We start from the raw sequence: 18393 nt of genomic DNA, 5'->3' as shown, positions 1-18393 counted from the left end.
ACCATGACGAGCGGCCCCTGCCAGATACCCCACGAACCCCCATCCGTGAAGGCCTTCGCCCCTGCCTACCGCATCTCGGTCGGAGCGTGGACGCCGAGAACGGCTAAGCCCGATGCCAGAACCGAGACGACGCCCTGGACCATAGCCAGACGCGCCCTCGTGATCTCTGCATCATTAGTTATAATGAAGCGTAAATAGGGCAAATCCCGCCCTTTCGTCCACAACGCATGAAATTCACTGGCTAAATCATATAGATAAAAAGCGATTCGGTGCGGCTCATGTGCAACCGCGGCCGCTTCTATCATCCTGGGATAGAGAGCCAATCGCTTCAAAAGGTCAAGTTCCGCCGGGTCGGTCAGCCGCTCCACCGGGGCATCCCCCAGCCAGGCCGATCGGGCGGCGTCATCCGCCGGCAGCTCAGGCACCACCTCGCGCGCGTTCTTGAAGATCGAATGGCCGCGGGCATGTCCGTACTGGACGTAGAAGACAGGGTTGTCCTTCGATTGCTCGAGCACCTTGGCAAGGTCGAAATCGAGCACGGCGTCGTTCTTGCGGAACAGCATCATGAACCGCACGGCATCCGAGCCGACCTCGTCGACCACCTCGCGCAGCGTGACGAAATCGCCGGAGCGTTTCGACATCCGCACCTGCTCGCCGGCACGCAGCAGCCGGACAAGCTGCACGACCTTGACGTCGAGCGCGGCCTTGCCGTCGCTGACGCCCTTCACGGCTGCCTGCATCCGCTTGATGTAGCCGCCGTGATCGGCGCCGAACACGTCGATCATGTCGAGGAAGCCGCGGTCGACCTTGTTCTTGTGATAGGCGATGTCGGAGGCGAAATAGGTGTAGCTGCCGTCCGACTTGATCAGCGGACGATCGACGTCGTCGCCATAGGCAGTGGCGCGGAACAGCGTCTGGATGCGGTCCTCGTAATCCTCGACCGGCTTGCCCTTCGGCGGTGGCAGGCGGCCCTCATAGATATCGCCCTTGGCGCGCAGGAAATCGATGGTCTCGGTGACCTTGTTGTTGCCGGTCTCGACCAGCGACCGCTCCGAGAAGAACACCTCGTGCTTGATGTTCAGCGCGGCGAGATCGCCCTTGATCATGTCCATCATCATGGCGATCGACTTGGCCCGCACGATCGGCAGCCAGGCGTTTTCCGGCATCGCCTTCAGCTTGTCGCCATGCTCGGCAGCGAGCTCTTGGCCAACCGGCACGAGATAGTCGCCCGGATACAGCCCTTCCGGGATCTCGCCGATGTTCTCGCCGAGCGCTTCGCGGTAGCGCAAATAGGCCGAGCGCGCGAGCACGTCTACCTGTGCGCCGGCGTCGTTGATGTAATATTCGCGCGTGACGTCGTAGCCGGCAAAATCAAGCAGACCGCACAGCGCGTCGCCGAACACCGCGCCGCGGCAATGGCCGACATGCATCGGCCCGGTCGGATTGGCCGAGACGTATTCAACATTGACCTTGGCGCCGTGGCCGATCGCGCTTTTGCCGTAGGAAGCGCCTTCGCGCAGCATCATGAGCAGTTCGTCCGCCCAGACCTGAGGCTTCAAAGTGAGATTGATGAAGCCGGGCCCGGCGACCTCGACGGAAGCCACCAGCTCGTCGGCGCGCAATTTTTCCGCGATTCTGTCGGCGAGTTCGCGCGGTTTTGCCTTCGCGTCCTTGGCGAGCACCATTGCGGCATTGGTCGCCATGTCGCCATGGCTGGCATCGCGCGGCGGCTCGACCACGACGCGAGAGAAATCGGTGCCGGCGGGCCATTGGCCCTCGGCCGCGAGCGCGGCGCAGATCGCCTGCACGCGCGCCAGCACGTCGGCAAACAGATGTTGTGAAGCTGACTTGTCGGACATGGCCGCCGCCTAACGCAAATCCGGGGTCGAGTCAAAAAGCCTTTGGTGCTCGATCAAGGCGAAACGGTCGGTCATCCCGGCGATGAAATTGCCGATCCGGCGCGCCCGCTCCCCTTCGCTCTCGCGCTCGGTGCCCTCGATCCATTCGGGCGGCAGGTCGCCCGGGGAGGTTTGGTAGCGCGCGAACAGGTCGAACAGGATCCCTTCCGCCTCGTCCATCACCCGCATGACGCGGGGGTGGCGGTACATGTGCACTTTCAGGAACGCCTTGATCGCGGCCTCCTCCTCCGCGACCGCGGGCGGAAAGGCGACCAGCGGCTGGTGGTGGTGGCGGACGTCATGCGCCGATTGCGGTTGCGCCGCCGCCAGCCGCCTGCCCGCCTCAGACATGACCGCTCCGATCATGTAGGAAATCAGCTCGCGCACCAGTTCCGCGCCGCGCCTGATATCGTCGAGATTGGGATAATGCCGGTCGATGTCGGCGATGATGGTTTCGGTGAGCGGCATGACCTTCAGATCATCGACGCTGAACAGGCCGGCGCGCAGGCCGTCGTCGATGTCATGGGCGTCATAGGCGATGTCGTCGGCAAAGGCCGCGGCCTGCGCCTCCAGCGAGGCGTAGCTCCACAGCTCCAGATCGAATTTTTGGTTGAAATCGGCAATGCCGACGGGGATGCCGCTTTCGCGGTAGGGCCCGGCCGGGGCCCCGCTCCGCTCGGTCAGCGGGCCGTTGTGCTTGACGATGCCTTCGAGCGCTTCCCAGGTCAGATTCAGCCCGTCGAACTCGGGATAGCGGTGCTCCAGCGCGGTTATGACCCGCAACGCCTGTGCATTGTGGTCGAAGCCGCCATGAGCCTTGAGGCATTTGTCGAGCGCCCGCTCGCCGGCATGGCCGAACGGGGGATGGCCGAGGTCATGGGCCAGCGCCAGCGTTTCGGTCAGGTCCTCGTCGAGGCCGAGTTGCCGGGCCAGCGCACGGGCAATCTGCGCCACTTCCAGCGAATGGGTCAGCCGCGTGCGGTAATGGTCGCCCTCATGGAACACGAACACCTGCGTCTTGTGCTTCAGCCGCCGGAACGCGGTGGAATGGATCACCCGATCGCAATCGCGCCGGAACGGACTGCGGGTCTTGCTCGGCGGCTCCGCAAAAAGCCGGCCGCGGCTGGAATCGGGGTCGCAGCCATAGGGCGCACGGGGGGCAGCCATTCCGACCGACACGATTTTTTAGTCCTTATCCATTTGATTCCGCGAGATTACGCACTTAACTATGTCTGACGCCCCATACCAAATGAATTGGGCATGACGGGCCGGAGAGCATGCCATGACCACTGCCATCACCGTCAGCGAGCGGGCCGCCCGCCGCATCGGCGAAATCCTCAAGACCGAAGGCGACGGCGCCATGCTGCGCATCTCCGTCGAGGGCGGCGGCTGCTCCGGCTTCCAGTACAAGTTCGACGTCGACCACGCCAAGGCCGAGGACGATCTGGTGATCGCGCGCGAGGGGGCGGTGGTGCTGGTCGATCCGGCCTCGGTGCCGTTCCTCGCTGGCTCGGAGGTTGATTTCGTCGACGATCTGATCGGCGCGTCGTTCCGCGTCGTCAATCCGAACGCGACCGCGTCGTGCGGCTGCGGGACGAGCTTTTCGGTCTGAAAAGAGGCGCGAAGGCCACTGGTCGTCCCTGCGAACGCATGCGAACGCAGGGACGACGGAAGAATTTCAGATTCATCGTCAGAGCTGCCGCACCTTCGCGATCTCGCGGCGCATTGCGCCCGAGCTTTGCATCTTCGTTTGCCCTCTTCGAAATAGAGGGCGCAGGGAAGACCGGGTGCTTGCTGCACCCGCGGTCTCGCGTGCGATTTGCGCAAACAAAACTGCACACGAGCATACAGGGCAGCGGGAGCATTCCGGCCTTCCCTGCGCAATGGCTTTACGGCTTACTTCGTGCTCTCCCTGGTGAACGGCTCTTTTGCCACCATCGTTACGCAGAACTTCCGCGCAACTTAACGCCAGCACCGCGGCGTCCAGACCACACGACTTCGCCGTACGCCTCCGGCGCGTACGTCTAGCGCGCCATCTGCGTCCATCGCATCTCACCGCACGTTCGTGACGATGGCCAACGCCCCTCATCTGCGGTGAGACGGGCGGAGTCATGCCGCTGATTTGGGTGAGAACGAAAGCAGAATATTTTTGCGCGAAGGGCTGGACGACCCAAATCAGCTTGATCCGCTTAAGAAAATTGACGTTTTGGCGCAGCGGCTCCGGACGGCATTTGGGAGCCCGAGCGGTCTACGCCTCGCGCGCGTAGCGCGGCAGGTCGGCTTTCAGCATCGCGAGCACCTCGTCCCTGACCGGATCGCGCGTGCCGCGGGTGCAGGCTGCCGCCAGCGGCAGCTTGTTCATGTCGGAGGCGGCAAGGCGGATGAAGCGGACGCCGCGCGTTGCCATGCGCGAGGTCCAGCGCGGGACGATGGCAACGCCCAAACCTGCAGCGACCAGGTTGACGATGGTCTGCTTCTCGTCGGCGATCTGAGCGACACGCGTCTCACACCCCGCTTCGGCGAACAGTTTCATGGTGAGGTCATGGCTGTGCGGCCGCGAGCGGCGCTCGGGTACGATCAACGGCTCGTTCTCGAGATCGGCGATCCTCACGCGCTTGCGCGATGCCAGCGGATGACGGTCGGCGACCGCGACGACTGCCGTCTCATGCAACAGGAATAGAAACTCCAGCCGTTTGTCGGGCCGCTCCGGCGGGCGCACGAAGGCAAGATCGAGCCGGCCGGACAACAGGCGCGGCAGCAGGCGGACGGTCTTTTCCTCGACCAGTTGCACGCTGACATCGGGCCGGCGCCGGCGGAAATCGTGCAAGAGCCGCGGCAGCAATCCGGCGGCGGCGCTGTCGATGGCGCCGACGCGAATGACCGCGGCCCGCTTGCGGCCCCGCGTCCGAAACCGGCCGGCCAGCGCATCGGCCTGCGCCAGCAGCGCCCGCGCTTCCTTCAAGAGCACCGCGCCGTCATCCGTCAGCGCGACGCTGCGCGTCGTGCGCGTCATCAGCCGCGTGCCGAGATCGTCCTCAAGCAGGCGGATGAAGCGGCCGAGCGCCGACGGCAGCATGTCGAGCCGCTGCGCCGCCCGGCCAAAATGCAATTCTTCGGCGGCCGCCACGAAGCAGCGCAAGTGGTGCAGGTCCATTCGTCCTCCCTCAGCGATTATATCAATTTTTTGTATAAACGCGAGGCAATTGCCTCTCGCCCGCCGCGGCCGCAAGCTGCATTCGGACCATCAAAGGCGCAAAAAACCACAGGGAATGGACATGCGTGAATATTCAATCGCGGCGATTCCGGCCGACGGGATCGGTCCCGAGGTCATCGCCGCCGGCGTCACCGCGCTCGAGAACCTCCAGAAGCGGCTGGGCGATGTGAGGTTCAACGTCGAAACGTTTAACTGGGGTTCCGACTATTACCGCAAGCACGGCGTGATGATGCCTTCGGATGCACTCGCCACGCTGAAGAAATTCGACGCGATTTATTTCGGCGCGGTCGGTGCGCCCGACGTTCCCGACCACATCACGCTGTGGGGCCTGCGCCTGCCGATCTGCCAGGGCTTTGACCAGTACGCCAATGTCCGGCCGACCCGGATCCTGCCCGGCATCACCTCGCCGCTGCGTCATGCCGGCCCCGGCGACCTCGACTGGGTGATCGTGCGTGAAAACTCCGAAGGCGAATATGCCGGCTGCGGCGGCCGCGTCCATCGCGGCCTGCCGGAGGAAGTCGGCACCGAAGTCGCGGTCTTCACCCGCGTCGGCGTCCAGCGCATCATGCGCTATGCGTTCAAGCTGGCCCAGTCGCGGCCGCGAAAACTCCTCACCGTGGTTACCAAATCGAATGCGCAGCGGCACGGCATGGTGATGTGGGACGAGATCGCCAACGAGATCTCGAAAGAATTTCCCGATGTCACCTGGGACAAGATGCTGGTCGATGCGATGACGGTCCGTATGACGCTGAAGCCGCAGAGCCTCGATACCATCGTGGCGACCAACCTCCACGCCGATATCCTGTCCGACCTCGCCGGCGCGCTGGCCGGCAGTCTCGGCGTCGCCCCGACCGCGAACATCGATCCCGAGCGGCGCTTTCCATCCATGTTTGAGCCGATCCACGGTTCGGCCTTCGATATCACCGGCAAGGGCATCGCCAACCCGGTCGCGAGCTTCTGGACGGCATCGCAGATGCTCGATCATCTCGGCGAGGCCGAGGCCTCGGCCCGGCTGATGCGCGCCGTGGAGAAGGTGACGGGCGCCGGCATCACGACGCCCGACGTCGGCGGCACCGCGACGACAAAGGATGTCACCGACGCCGTCGTGGAAGCGATCCACAGCTCCAACGTGTGACGGACGGTCGCGAGGCAAACGGCCCGCAAGACAAATCAGAAAAAGAATTGAGGGAAACGCCAATGCAGATGAAGAAGACAGCCATTATTGCGCTCGCGTTCGCCATCATCAGTTCAACGGCCCTCGCGCAGAACTATCCGAACCGGCCGATCACGCTGCTGGTCCCCTTCGCCGCGGGCGGCGCCACCGACACGGTGGCGCGGGTGACCGCGCAGACGATGTCGAAATTGCTGGGCCAGACCATCGTGATCGAAAACGCAACGGGCGCCGGCGGCACGATCGCAGCCACGAGGGCCTCGCGCGCGGAGCCCGATGGTTATACGCTATTGATCCACCATATCGGCATCTCCACGGCGGCCACGCTTTATCGCAAGCTGCCCTATGACACCAAGACGGCGTTCGCGCCGATCGGTCTCGTCACCAATGCGCCAATGACCATCATCGGCCGTCCCGATCTGCCGCCGAGCACGCTGGCTGAGCTGGTCACCTACATCAAGGCCAATGGCGACAAGATGACCTTTGGCAATGCCGGCCTCGGCGCCGCTTCCCACCTCTGCGGCATGCTGTTCATGACCGCGGTCGGCAAGGAAATCCTTACCGTGCCCTACAAGGGCAATGCGCCCATCATGAACGATCTGATCGGCAAGCAGATCGACCTCTCCTGCGACCAGACCACCAACACCACGGCGCCGATCGCCTCAAAGCTGATCAAGGCTTACGCCATCACGACAAAGAGCCGGCTTGGGTCGATGCCTGATCTGCCGACCGCAGACGAGGCCGGGCTGAAGGGGTTTGAGGTCGGGGCTTGGCATGGCATCTACGCGCCGAAGGGCACGCCTGACGACGTCGTCCAAAAGCTGTCCAGGACGTTGCAAGAGGCGTTGCGCGACCCGGACTTGGTGAAGCGGTTCAACGAGATCAACACGGAACCTGTGCCGCAGGATCAGGCCACGCCCGAGGCGCTGAAGGCGCAGTTGATCAGCGAGGTCGACCGCTGGGCGCCGATCATCAAGGCGGCCGGTCAGTTCGCGGATTGAGGCGCCCCCTCACCGCGCCGCGCCGAACTGTGCTCGCGGATCGCCGTCGCGCAATCTACGTTGCGATTTTTGGCGGCAACTGTGATGGTCCGCTTGCCGACATTGTCCCGGCCGTGCAAACGTAACGGGCTTCGAATGGGTGCCGCGATGAAGCTCAAGCCGGATCCGCAACTGTCTGTCGCGACGGCGCAGGTGATTGTCGATCAGGCCAATTCAAAACAAGTCGTTGCGGCGGTTTCCAGGCTTCATGGCGGCGAGATCGCAACGGTTTACGAGATCGCTTTCCTTGACCCGGCGCATCCGCCGCTCGTGCTGAAGGTCTATCCCGACGAATTGCACTGGAAGATGCAAAAGGAGGTAACCGTCATTGGTCTCATCCAGGACCGCCTCAACGTGTCCGTGCCGCGCATCCTGTTGGCGGATGCCTCAAAGAGATTGCTCGACCTGAGCTTCACGTTGATGACCAAGCTCGAGGGTTCGATACTGGGTCCGCTGGAAGCAAGTTTAGCCTCGGCGCAACGGCTTTCGGCTTACACACAAATCGGCCAGCTGCTTCGGGAATTTCATCGTATCTCGATGGAAGCTTTCGGCTATATCGGACCGAAGGGCATCTGGACTCCACATTCGACAAATCAAGCCTACCTGACGCATCAATTCCAGCGAAAGCTCACGGAATTTACTGAGCGCGGTGGAGACGCAGGCTTGGCCCGAAAGATCGCTGAGCATTTCGCCGATCGCGCAGGCCTGCTTGATGCATGCACGCATGCGGTGCTGTGTCACAATGATCTGCACGCCGGCAACCTGCTTGCCACTACGACGAATGGGAACGTGCAGCTCAGCGGGGTTTTGGATTTTGAGGGCGCGCTCGCCGGAGATCCGCTTATGGACGTCGCCAAGGCGTTCTATTATCTGGACGCAGAATCCAGACGCGCAGTCCTTCAAGGTTATGGCGTTATGGACCGGGAGCACTGGTCTCAAACGCTCGACCTCTATCATCTCTACTTCGTTCTCGAACTTTGGTGCTGGATGGCCCAAATCGGAAATAGCCAACCGCTCGAACGCCTGGCTTTGGACCTCGAGCACTACAGTGCTTCGTAACCAGCTGGCGCTCGTTTAGGCACGTCTATCGAGGGCAACTAACCCGCCTCGCGCAGGACTAAGCAGACCGCTTACGTCCTCAGCGCTCGCTACCGAACAGCGCCCGCGCATTGCCATGCGCGATCTGCACGGCGATCTTCGGCGGTAGCTGCGCAAGCCACGCTCGGTAGCCGGCCATAATCTCGCCGTAGCTCTGCCAGCGCTCGTTGATCCAGGTGTCGGAGCCGAGCAGGAAGCGGTCCGGGTAGCGCTCGAACAATGCGCGCCATTCCGCCGTCAGCTTGCCGCTGCCATCGACGATGCCGCTGCGGTAGGACAATTCGCCCCACAGTTTTGGATATTTCGACAGCATTTCCGAAACGCGGTCGTTCGACAGGCCAAAGCCGGTGTGCGCCCAGATGATGCGGGCGCGCGGATTGTGCCGCATCAGGATTTCGACGGCGACATCATCGGCATGGGCATGCAGGTAAAGGTCGTGCTCGACCGCGAAATCGACAGTCTTCTTCACCCATTCGGTATCAGCCGCCTTGCCCGAGATGTGGAATTCGCCGATGCCGCGATAGTAGCCGCGTTTGAACTCGTCCTGCACCAGGTCGAAAATGAAGGGATCGCCGAACCAGGTCTGGATGTCCGCGCGCACGCGATACGGCCGGATGAAGGGCACGATCTGCAGGCCCTGCGGCTTGGCGTCAACAAGCGCGTGCGTGCCGGTGTTCGGGCGGCTGGTGGCGAGGATGCCGGTAACGCGATGCTTTTTGAACAGCGCCAGCACCTCGTCGACGCTGTAATAGGGGTTTGGTTCCCAATTGTAGTGCATATGGGCGTCGAAGATTTCGATCGGCTCGTTCGCGCCGGCCGGGGCGTTCGCCGCGGCGACAAAGGCGAGCGCCATCAGGATGGCGACGCTGCAGGCCGCCGAGCGTATCGCCCGCCCGAACGGCATCATTCGGCGGCAACCACGTGCGGCCGCTCGCCCTCGCCCGCTTCTTCCAGTTGCGGTTCGAGCTTGCGCCGCAGGCGGCGATCGATGCGGTCGAGATAGATGTAGATCACGGGCGTGATGTAAAGCGTCAGCAACTGCGACAGGCAGAGGCCGCCGACCACGGCGATGCCGAGCGGCTGGCGCAATTCGGCGCCTGCACCGGCGCCAAGCGCAATCGGCAGCGTGCCAAAGATCGCGGCGAACGTCGTCATCATGATCGGACGAAAACGCAACAGCGCCGCTTCCCGGATCGCGTGCTCGGCGCTCAGGCCGACGCGGCGGCGCTCCAGCGCAAAGTCGACCATCATGATGGCGTTCTTCTTGACGATGCCGACCAGCATCACGATGCCGATCATCGCGATCACCGACATCTCCATCCCGAACAGCATCAGCGTCACGATCGCGCCGATGCCGGCCGACGGCAGGCCCGAGATGATGGTGATCGGGTGGATGAAGCTCTCGTAGAGAATGCCGAGGATGACGAAGGCGGCGAACACGGCGGCGAGGATCAGGACGCCCTGCCCGCGCAGCGAATCCTGGAACACCTGCGCGGTGCCGGAGAAGCCGGTGGCGATCGTCGCCGGCAGGTTCGACGCCTGCTCGAGTTCGGTGATCTTGTCGACCGCATAGCCGAGCGAATTGCCGGGCGCGAGGTTGAACGAAATCGTCACCGCCGGCTGCTGCGCCTGGTGGTTGATCTGCAGCGGACCGACCGTCGGAACCAGTTTTGCCACTGCCGACAGCGGAATGGTCTGGTTGTTCTGGGTCTTCATGTAGAGCTTGGACAGGTCCGACGGATCGACCCGGAAGTGCGGCTGCACCTCCAGGATGATCTGGTAGTCATTCGACGGCATGTAGATGGTGCCGACCTGGCGCGAGCCATAGGCGTTGTAGAGCTGGTTGCGCACCTGATCGACGGTGACGCCGTAGACCGCCGCCTTCTCGCGGTCGATGTCGACCGTCATCTGCGGGTTCTTGATGTAGAGGTCGGTGGTGACATCGAGCAGGCCCGGCAGCTTCTCGATCTTCTCGCGCATCTCGGGCGCCAAACGATAGAGCGACTCGGTGTCGCCGCTCTGCATCACGTATTGATACTGGCTCTTGGAAATCCGGCCGCCGATGTTGAGGTTCTGGATCGGCTGGAAGAACGCCTGCATGCCCGGGATCTGCCGCGCCTTGCCGCGCAGCCGGCCGATGATGGCGTTGAGGTTGTCGCGCTCCTTTTTCGGCTTCAGCGCGATGAACAGCCGGCCGTAATTCGCCGTCGTGTTGGGCCCGCCGGCGCCGACGGTGGAGTTGATGTAGTCGATCGCCGGATCGGTTTTCAGCACGTCGACCAGCGCCTGCTGCCGCTCCTTCATCGCCTCGAACGAGGTATCGGTCGCAGCTTCCGTCACGCCGATCAGGAAGCCGGTGTCCTCCTGCGGGAAGAAGCCCTTCGGCACGATCATGTAAAGGTAGACGGTGCCGCCCAGCGTCGCCAGCGTCACCATCAGCATCAGGAATTTCCGGGCCAGCACCCAGTCGAGCGTCCATTCATAGGCGCGCAGCCAGGACTCGAACATCGCCTCGAAGATGCGGAGCACGATGTTCGGCTTCTTGGTCGCGTCATGGGCCCGCAGCACGCGGGCGCACAGCATTGGCGTCAATGTCAGCGACACGAATCCGGACACGATGATCGCGACCGACACGGTGACGGCGAATTCGCGGAACACGCGGCCGACGATGCCGCCCATCAGCAGCACCGGAATGAACACGGCGATCAGCGAGAACGTGATCGAGATGATGGTGAAGCCGATTTCGCGGGCGCCCTTCAGCGCCGCCTCGAACGGCCGCATGCCGTGCTCGATGTGGCGGACGATGTTCTCCAGCATGACGATGGCGTCGTCGACCACGAAGCCGACCGACAGCGTCAGCGCCAGCAGCGTCATGTTGTTGATGGAGTAGTCGAGCGCGTACATCACCGCGCAGGTGCCGAACAGCGAAATCGGCACCGCCAGCGCCGGAATGAAGGTGGCGGAGGCCGAGCGCAGGAACAGGAAGATCACCAAGATCACCAGCCCGATCGCGATCAGCAGCGTCTCCTCGACGTCGGCCACCGCCTGACGGATGGAGATCGAGCGATCCATCAGCACGTTGATCGAGACCGATGGCGGGATCTGCGCCCGCAGCGCCGGGAACTTGGCCAGGATGGAATCGACCACCGCCACCGTGTTGGCGTCCGGCTGCTTCTGGATGCCGAGCACGATGGCGCGCTCGCCGTTCAGCCAGCTCGCGATCCGCTCGTTCTCGACGCTGTCGTAGATCCGCGCGACCTCGTCGAGCTTGACCGGGGAGCCGTTGCGCCAGGCCACCACGATCTGGCGATAGTCCATCGCCTTGTCCATCTGGCCCGAGGCCTGCAGCGCCACGTCCTGCTTCGGCCCGTTCAGCGTGCCGACCGGGGTCGAGGAATTGGCGCGGGACACCGCCGTCCTGATGTCCTCGAGCGACAGCCCGCGCGCCGCGGCGGCCTCGGGATCGGCCTGGACGCGAATGGCGAATTTCTGCGCGCCGTAGACGCTGACCTGGGCGACGCCCGGAATCTGCGAGAGCGTCTGGCCGATGGTGATGTCGCCATATTCGTGCACCGCCGACAGCGGCAGCGTCGACGATTTAAGCACGACGAACAGCACCGGGAAATCGGCCGGGTTCACTTTGCGGAAACTCGGCGGGATGAGCATCTCGACCGGCAACCGGCGCTGCGCGATCGTCAGCGCGGTCTGCACGTCCAGCGCCGCGGCATCGATGTTGCGGTTGAGATCGAACTGGATGGTGATGGTGCTGGTGCCCTGCGACGAGTTCGACGACATCGAGGAGATGCCGGCAACCGTCGAGAGCTGGCGCTCGATGACGCCGGCGACCGAGGCCGCCATGGTGTCGGCGCTCGCGCCCGGCAGGGTCGCGGTCACGGCAATGGTCGGGAAATCGACCCGCGGCAGCGCCGAGACCGGCAGCAGGCGGAAGCCGAAAATGCCGAACGCGATGATCGACGCCGTGATCAGCGTCGTCATGACCGGCCGGCGGATACAGAGTTCGGAGAGCGTCATCGGTTACGCTCCGGCCTTCTTGGCCCGCGGCTCGACCCGCGATCCGTCCGACAGCAGCAATTGCCCGTCCGTCACGACGCTCTCGTCGCCGGCCAGTCCTTCCGAAATCACCGACATGCCCTGCGAGGTGCGGTCGACCTTGACCGCCTTTTGCTTGGCGACGCCGTCCTTGACCACGAAGACGAAATTGCCGCCCTGGCTGCGTTGCACGGCAACCGTCGGCACCACGACCGAATCCTCGGAGCGGATAATGAGCTTGGCCGCGACCAGGGTGCCCGGCCACAAGGTCTCGTTCTCGTTGGCCATGATGCCGCGCACGGTGACCATGCCGGTGGCCATATCCACGGTGTTTTCAACCATCGCGATCTTGCCACTCTCGGAGCGCTGATGGCCCGGGATGGTGGCGGTCACGCCGGAGATACCCTTGGCCATGGCCTCGCGCAAATCCGCCAGCACGCGCTGGGGGACCGAGAAAGTCACGTAGACCGGCGCCATTTGGTTGATTACCGCCAGCGGGGTGCTGTCAGCCGGGCGGACGAAATTGCCGACCTTCACATTGGCAACCCCGATACGGCCTGAGAACGGCGCGCGGATCGTGGTGTAGCTCTTCTGGACCTTCAGATTGTCGAGCGCGGCCTGGTCGGCCTTGATGGCGCCGGTCAGGATGTCGGACTGGGTCCTGGCGTTATCGACATTGACCTGCGTGGTGGCGCCCTTGCCGACCAGATCGTTGTAGCGGCGCAGGTCGCGCTGCGCGCCCTCGAGCTGCGCCTGGTCCTTGGCGAGCACGCCCTCGGCCTGCTCGATCTGGGCGTCGATCTGGCGGCTGTCGAGCGTGAACAGCAGATCGCCCTCGTTGACCTTGGCGCCGTCCTCGAAATGCACCGCGACGATGGTCGTCTCCAGCCGCGACTTCAGCGCCACGCTCGAAATCGGCGTCACCATCCCGATCGCGTCGACATCGACGGGCATGGATTTGCGCTCCGCCTTGGCAAGCTCGACGGACACCATCCGCGGAGGCTGCGGGCCCTGGGCGTTGGAGGTGCCGCCCATCCAGGAGGAGCGGGTAACAAAACCGGCCGCCGCAAGGATGCCAATGGCGCCGACAAGAAGTAACAAGCTACGCTTTTTCATAATTTTTCACGCTCGCCGGTCCTCAAAGGACGGGACGGTCTTCTCCTGCCCCTTGACGGCGACGGGTGCGCCTTATTTCTAAACGATTACCACAGCCTTCCTGCACATGGTATGCCACTGCCAGAAAATGTGTAGTTACAATCCCGAGCCATTTCATGCGCATTGCAACCTGGAACGTCAATTCGATCCGGCAGCGGGTCGACCATCTCCTGACCTGGCTCAAGGAGACCTCGCCCGAGATCGTCTGCCTGCAGGAAATCAAATGCGTCGACGAGGCGTTCCCGCGGCTGGAGATCGAGTCGCTCGGCTATAATGTCGTCACCCACGGCCAGAAAACCTTCAACGGAGTCGCACTGCTGTCGAAACTGCCGTTCGACGAGACCAAATCGGGCCTGGCCGGCGACGACGAGGACGCCCACGCCAGGTTCCTGGAAGGTGTGGTGACGCTCAAGACCGGGGTAATGCGGATCGCCTGCCTCTATCTGCCCAACGGCAACCCGCCGGACACCGACAAATACCCCTATAAACTCAAATGGATGTCGCGACTTCTTGAGTACTCGAAGGAGCGGCTTAAGGCGGAAGAACCGCTGGTGCTCGCAGGCGACTTCAACGTCATTCCGGCAGCCGCCGACGTCTATAACCCGGCGGCCTGGGCCAACGACGCGCTGTTTCGCCCCAAGACGCGCGAGGCCTTCCAGTCGCTGCTTGGCCTCGGGCTGACGGATGCGCTGCGCGCGGTGACCGACGAGCCGAACCTCTACACCTTCTGGGACTATCAGGCGGGCGCCTGGCAGAAGAACTGGGGCCTCCGAATCGACCACCTCCTGCTGTCGCCGCAGGCCAGCGACCGCCTGACCAATGTCGGCGTCGACAGCTATGTGCGCGCCTGGGAGAAGCCGTCGGACCACGTGCCCGTGTGGGCGGATTTCGACCTGGAGACGGCTTGAGCGGGACGGGCGCGGAGAGCGTGACGATTCGGGATGCGGCGCCCGCAGACGCCGTCGCGGCCTGCCACGTCCTGAAGGAATCGATCTCCCGATTATGCGTTGCCGATCACGGCAACGATCCGGCGATCCTGAACGCGTGGCTGGCCAACAAGACGCCGGAAATCGTGGCCGCGTGGGCAAGGCAGCCAGGAAATTCGCTCCTGCTCGCCGTCGAGGGCGACGCCATCCTCGGGGTGGGATCGGTGACGGACGCAGGCGAGATCACGCTGAACTACGTGGCACCCGATGCACGATTTCGCGGCGTCAGCCGTGCCGTGTTGAGCGCGCTCGAAGCCAGAGCGGCGGAGCGAGGCAACAGCCGCTGCACGCTCACAAGCACCGAGACGGCGCATCGCTTCTATCAGTCGGCAGGTTATGTTGACGACGCGGCGCCGACGGGCAAGTTCGGCACAAGGTCGGGATATCCGATGTCGAAGCGGATGGTGGCTTCACGGTAGCCAGTAGAAGGGTGGGCAAAGCGAAGCGTGCCCACCATTGGTGCCAACGGTTTCGGAGAGACGGTGGGCACGGCGCAAGTGCGCCTTTGCCCACCCTACCGCTACGGCAGCGCCGCGTCAGTCCTTCTTGCCCTGCACCCAGTGCTCGAGCATCTGCAGCGCCATGGCGCGGTCGTCGTCGGAGGCCTTGGCGAAGGCGCGGTTGTAGCTTTCGCGGATCCAGCTCTCGTCGGGGGCGGCGTTGTCGCGCGCCAGTGTCAGCCACATCAGACCGCGGGCGGGCTGCCGCGGCAGCCGGTCGCCGTTGAACAGCATCTGGCCGAGCATGGCCTGCGCCTGATGCTGGCCCTTCTGCGCGGCCAGACCAAGCCAGCGCGCGCCGTAGCGGAAATCGTCCCGCGAGGCGTCCGGCGTCTTCAGGTAAAGCCGCGCCAGATCGTACTGCGCGTCGGCATTGCCGAAATAGGACGCGGCATAGGAGAACATCTCCCGCGCCCGGTCGGCGTCGGCCTTGACCTTGGAATTCGGGATGCCGTTGAGGTAGTAGCGTCCCAGCGCCACGAAGGCGTTGGCGACGATCGTCGCCTGCGGCTCCGACGGGCTGTCCTCGGCATGCGCGTTGGCGATGCGGCTGAAATATTCGAAGGCGCGCAGATCGTCCTGGATGACGCCATTGCCATCGGCATACATCCGGCCGAGCTTCCACTGCGCGACGGGATGGCCACCCTCGGCGGCGTATTGCAGCGAAGTCAGCGAGGACGCAGCAACCGCCGTTGCCGTCGCGGGTGCAGGTGGAGCCTTCTTCAGGGCCTGCGCAGTGACGGCCTGCGCGGCGGGCTGATTCATCACCGGCAGCGTGGCGTCCGGCTTCACCGGCGCGCCGTCAAATGCGAATCCGGGAGCCGCCACCGGCATGGCCCCGAGCATCAACGCAAGAATGATACGCCTAGATGTCCGCATAACACTGTTTCTCGTGCGCACCGCCCGGATGGGTCACAGCCCCATCCACGGCCGGCCCAACCTGTTGGGCATATTTCCACAGCGCACCCGACGTATGGTTAGTCTGTCGAGGTGCCCACTTGGTTTTACGTTCAGCGAGTTCGGCGTCGGTCAATTTTACGTTAAGGATTCCAGCCTCGGCGTCGATCTCGATAATGTCACCATTTTGCAACAGGGCGATCGGGCCGCCCACGGCCGCCTCCGGTCCGACATGGCCGATGCAGAACCCGCGGGTGGCGCCGGAGAACCGGCCGTCGGTGATCAGGGCCACCTTGCCGCCCATCCCCTGCCCGGTCAGCGCCGCCGTGGTCGAGAGCATCTCCCGCATGCCGGGTCCGCCGCGCGGCCCTTCGTAGCGGATCACGATGACCTCGCCCTCCTGGTAGGTCCGCTTCTGGACCGACTCGAAAGCGTCCTCTTCGCGATCGAAGCAGCGCGCCGGACCGGTAAACTTCAGCTTCGACATGCCCGCGACCTTCACGATCGCACCCTCCGGCGCGAGATTACCCTTCAACCCGACAACGCCTCCCGTGACGGTGATCGGGTTGTCGGCGGACCGCACCACATCCTGGTGCGGATTCCATTTCACGCTCTTGAGGTTTTCGGCGATCGTCCGGCCCGTGACGGTTATGCAATCTCCGTGGAGGTGGCCATTGTCGAGCAGCGTCTTCATCAGAAGCGGTATGCCGCCAACCTCGAACATGTCTTTGGCAACATAACGGCCCCCTGGCTTCAAATCCGCGACATACGGTGTCTTTTTGAAGATTTCGGCGACGTCGAATAAGTCAAACTTAATGCCGCACTCATGCGCGATGGCCGGCAGGTGCAGCGCAGCATTGGTCGATCCGCCAGACGCCGCAACGACCGCCGCGGCGTTTTCCAGCGAACGGCGGGTGACGATGTCGCGCGGCCGGATATTGGCGGCGATCAGCTCCAGAATCTTCTCGCCAGCGGCGGCGCAAAACGCGTCGCGAATTTCGTAAGGCGCTGGCGCCCCGGCCGAATAGGGCAGCGCCAGGCCGATCGCCTCGGACACCGTCGCCATGGTGTTGGCGGTGAATTGTGCGCCGCACGCGCCAGCGGACGGGCAAGCCACCCGCTCGATTTCGTCGAGGTCGGCGTCCGACATTTCGCCGACCGAGTGTCGACCGACGGCCTCGAACATGTCCTGCACCGTGACCTGCTGGCCGCGGAAATTGCCCGGCAGGATCGAGCCCCCATAAATGAAGATCGACGGCACGTTGAGCCGGACCATTGCCATCATCATGCCCGGCAGCGACTTGTCGCAGCCGGCGAGCCCGACGAGAGCGTCATAGGCATGGCCGCGGACGGTCAACTCGACCGAGTCGGCAATGCATTCGCGGGACGGCAGCGACGAGCGCATGCCGTCATGGCCCATGGCGATGCCGTCGGTCACGGTGATGGTGCAGAATTCGCGCGGGGTGCCGCCGGCGGCGGCGACGCCCTTCTTGACCGCCTGCGCCTGGCGCATCAGCGAGATATTGCAGGGGGCGGCCTCGTTCCAGCACGACGCGACGCCGACGAAAGGCTGGTGGATCTGCCGGGTGGTCAGCCCCATCGCATAGAGATAGGACCGATGGGGCGCGCGCTCGGGCCCCTCCGTCACATGACGGCTCGGCAACCTCTTCTTGATGTCGACCTTGGCGTCCATTCGCGGAACCTGTTCCCTCAGCCTTGTCGGTCTCGGGAGCAATTTCCCGTCGCCTTCGCTGGGGGCGCTGTGGCTAATCAACCCTGAAAGAAATGGTTTCATGGAGGGGTGTGGCTAAAAAGCGGCGCAGGCAAGCGGCAGGCGGAACAATTAACCAAATGCCCGCCCACTGTTGCGCTCACGCAACAATCGTGGCCCCGCGGCAACCATTATTCGGTCGAACCCGTCCCCGCGAACTCCCTCGGCATCGATTTCGGGCGCCCGCGCCTCGGCTGGTCACAACCTCTGGGCGATCGATAGAGAACGTTCAGGCGGATTCGCCTCGCCGCTTCACTCGGCCAAATTGAGAGAACGTCGCCGAGAATCGCAAGAGGCGATTCGGAATCGCAAAGAGGCGATTCGGAATCGCTCAATGCGACTCCACGCAAAACGCGAGTCGCACGATATCTCCGCAGCGCCTGATCGTGCGGTCGCGATTGCGGACACCGAAAATTGCAACGCCTGACATCAATCGTGTTCGAAGCCGATCACGTCATTTTTGTGCGGCCGGCACTTTTTGCACCAGCTTTCGTCACGCGACGACGCGACCCGCGGCGTGCACCGTCGGCCGCGCTATCGTTCATACGCAAGTCAGAACAACGTTCTGCGCAATTTGTCGCAGACGTTTTGATCGCCGTTCGAGATTGAGGCA

14 protein-coding genes are annotated in these 18393 nt (G+C 63.5%); 6 read left to right on the top strand and 8 right to left on the bottom strand.

The window, feature by feature from the left end; genetic code table 11:
• Positions 1–65 precede the first annotated feature (65 nt).
• Together argS and V1288_RS26855 are read right to left on the bottom strand one after the other, a co-directional pair.
• The gene (gene argS / locus V1288_RS26860) at positions 66–1859 is read right to left on the bottom strand and encodes an arginine--tRNA ligase (RefSeq protein WP_334359896.1); all 1794 of its coding nucleotides are present in this window, start codon (positions 1857–1859) and stop codon (positions 66–68) included.
• 9 nt (positions 1860–1868) lie between these two features.
• Complete coding sequence (locus tag V1288_RS26855; RefSeq protein ID WP_334359895.1) at positions 1869–3077, bottom strand: deoxyguanosinetriphosphate triphosphohydrolase; 1209 nt, start codon at positions 3075–3077, stop codon at positions 1869–1871.
• 103 nt (positions 3078–3180) lie between these two features.
• Here V1288_RS26855 and erpA point away from each other — a divergent pair, with 103 nt between their 5' ends.
• On the top strand, positions 3181–3510 hold the full coding sequence (gene erpA / locus V1288_RS26850; protein ID WP_334359894.1) for an iron-sulfur cluster insertion protein ErpA: 330 nt from the start codon (positions 3181–3183) through the stop codon (positions 3508–3510).
• Positions 3511–4146: 636 nt separating this feature from the next.
• Here erpA and V1288_RS26845 read toward each other — a convergent pair.
• Complete coding sequence (locus V1288_RS26845; protein WP_334359893.1) at positions 4147–5052, bottom strand: LysR family transcriptional regulator; 906 nt, start codon at positions 5050–5052, stop codon at positions 4147–4149.
• Between the two features lie 121 nt (positions 5053–5173).
• Between V1288_RS26845 and V1288_RS26840 the strand changes: the two genes are divergently transcribed.
• The 3 genes from V1288_RS26840 (at position 5174) to V1288_RS26830 (ending at position 8382) form a co-directional block, all read left to right on the top strand.
• Positions 5174–6247: a tartrate dehydrogenase gene (locus V1288_RS26840; protein ID WP_334359892.1), complete on the top strand. Its 1074-nt coding sequence runs from the start codon at positions 5174–5176 to the stop codon at positions 6245–6247.
• 68 nt (positions 6248–6315) lie between these two features.
• Positions 6316–7284 (top strand): tripartite tricarboxylate transporter substrate binding protein BugD, encoded by a 969-nt coding sequence (locus V1288_RS26835; protein WP_334361410.1) that lies wholly within the window; start codon positions 6316–6318, stop codon positions 7282–7284.
• 147 nt (positions 7285–7431) lie between these two features.
• Positions 7432–8382, top strand: coding sequence for a phosphotransferase family protein (locus V1288_RS26830; RefSeq protein ID WP_334359891.1), 951 nt, complete (start codon positions 7432–7434; stop codon positions 8380–8382).
• 79 nt (positions 8383–8461) lie between these two features.
• On the opposite strand, the gene V1288_RS26825 is transcribed toward V1288_RS26830, so the two are convergent.
• From V1288_RS26825 to V1288_RS26815, 3 genes are read right to left on the bottom strand one after another with little or no spacing between them, the layout of a single operon-like run.
• On the bottom strand, positions 8462–9328 hold the full coding sequence (locus V1288_RS26825) for an amidohydrolase family protein (RefSeq protein WP_334359890.1): 867 nt from the start codon (positions 9326–9328) through the stop codon (positions 8462–8464).
• A complete protein-coding gene (locus tag V1288_RS26820; protein WP_334359889.1) occupies positions 9325–12453 on the bottom strand; it encodes an efflux RND transporter permease subunit in 3129 nt (1042 codons plus the stop codon). Before V1288_RS26820 ends, V1288_RS26825 begins: the two co-directional genes overlap by 4 nt.
• A 3-nt stretch (positions 12454–12456) precedes the next feature.
• Entirely contained in the window at positions 12457–13587 is a 1131-nt protein-coding gene (locus V1288_RS26815) for an efflux RND transporter periplasmic adaptor subunit (protein ID WP_334359888.1), read from the bottom strand.
• Between the two features lie 155 nt (positions 13588–13742).
• Between V1288_RS26815 and xth the strand changes: the two genes are divergently transcribed.
• Positions 13743–14534, top strand: coding sequence for an exodeoxyribonuclease III (gene xth, locus V1288_RS26810; RefSeq protein WP_334359887.1), 792 nt, complete (start codon positions 13743–13745; stop codon positions 14532–14534).
• A complete protein-coding gene (locus V1288_RS26805) occupies positions 14531–15031 on the top strand; it encodes a GNAT family N-acetyltransferase (RefSeq protein ID WP_334359886.1) in 501 nt (166 codons plus the stop codon). Before xth ends, V1288_RS26805 begins: the two co-directional genes overlap by 4 nt.
• A 117-nt stretch (positions 15032–15148) precedes the next feature.
• On the opposite strand, the gene V1288_RS26800 is transcribed toward V1288_RS26805, so the two are convergent.
• Positions 15149–15991: a tetratricopeptide repeat protein gene (locus V1288_RS26800; RefSeq protein WP_334359885.1), complete on the bottom strand. Its 843-nt coding sequence runs from the start codon at positions 15989–15991 to the stop codon at positions 15149–15151.
• The gene (ilvD, locus tag V1288_RS26795) at positions 15978–17702 is read right to left on the bottom strand and encodes a dihydroxy-acid dehydratase (RefSeq protein ID WP_334359884.1); all 1725 of its coding nucleotides are present in this window, start codon (positions 17700–17702) and stop codon (positions 15978–15980) included. The genes V1288_RS26800 and ilvD overlap by 14 nt, the downstream gene beginning before the upstream one ends.
• Between the last annotated feature and the right edge of the window lie 691 nt (positions 17703–18393).

This window comes from Bradyrhizobium sp. AZCC 2176 (assembly GCF_036924645.1).
Taxonomy (GTDB): domain Bacteria; phylum Pseudomonadota; class Alphaproteobacteria; order Rhizobiales; family Xanthobacteraceae; genus Bradyrhizobium.
This window is presented reverse-complemented; position numbering and strand designations above follow the sequence as displayed.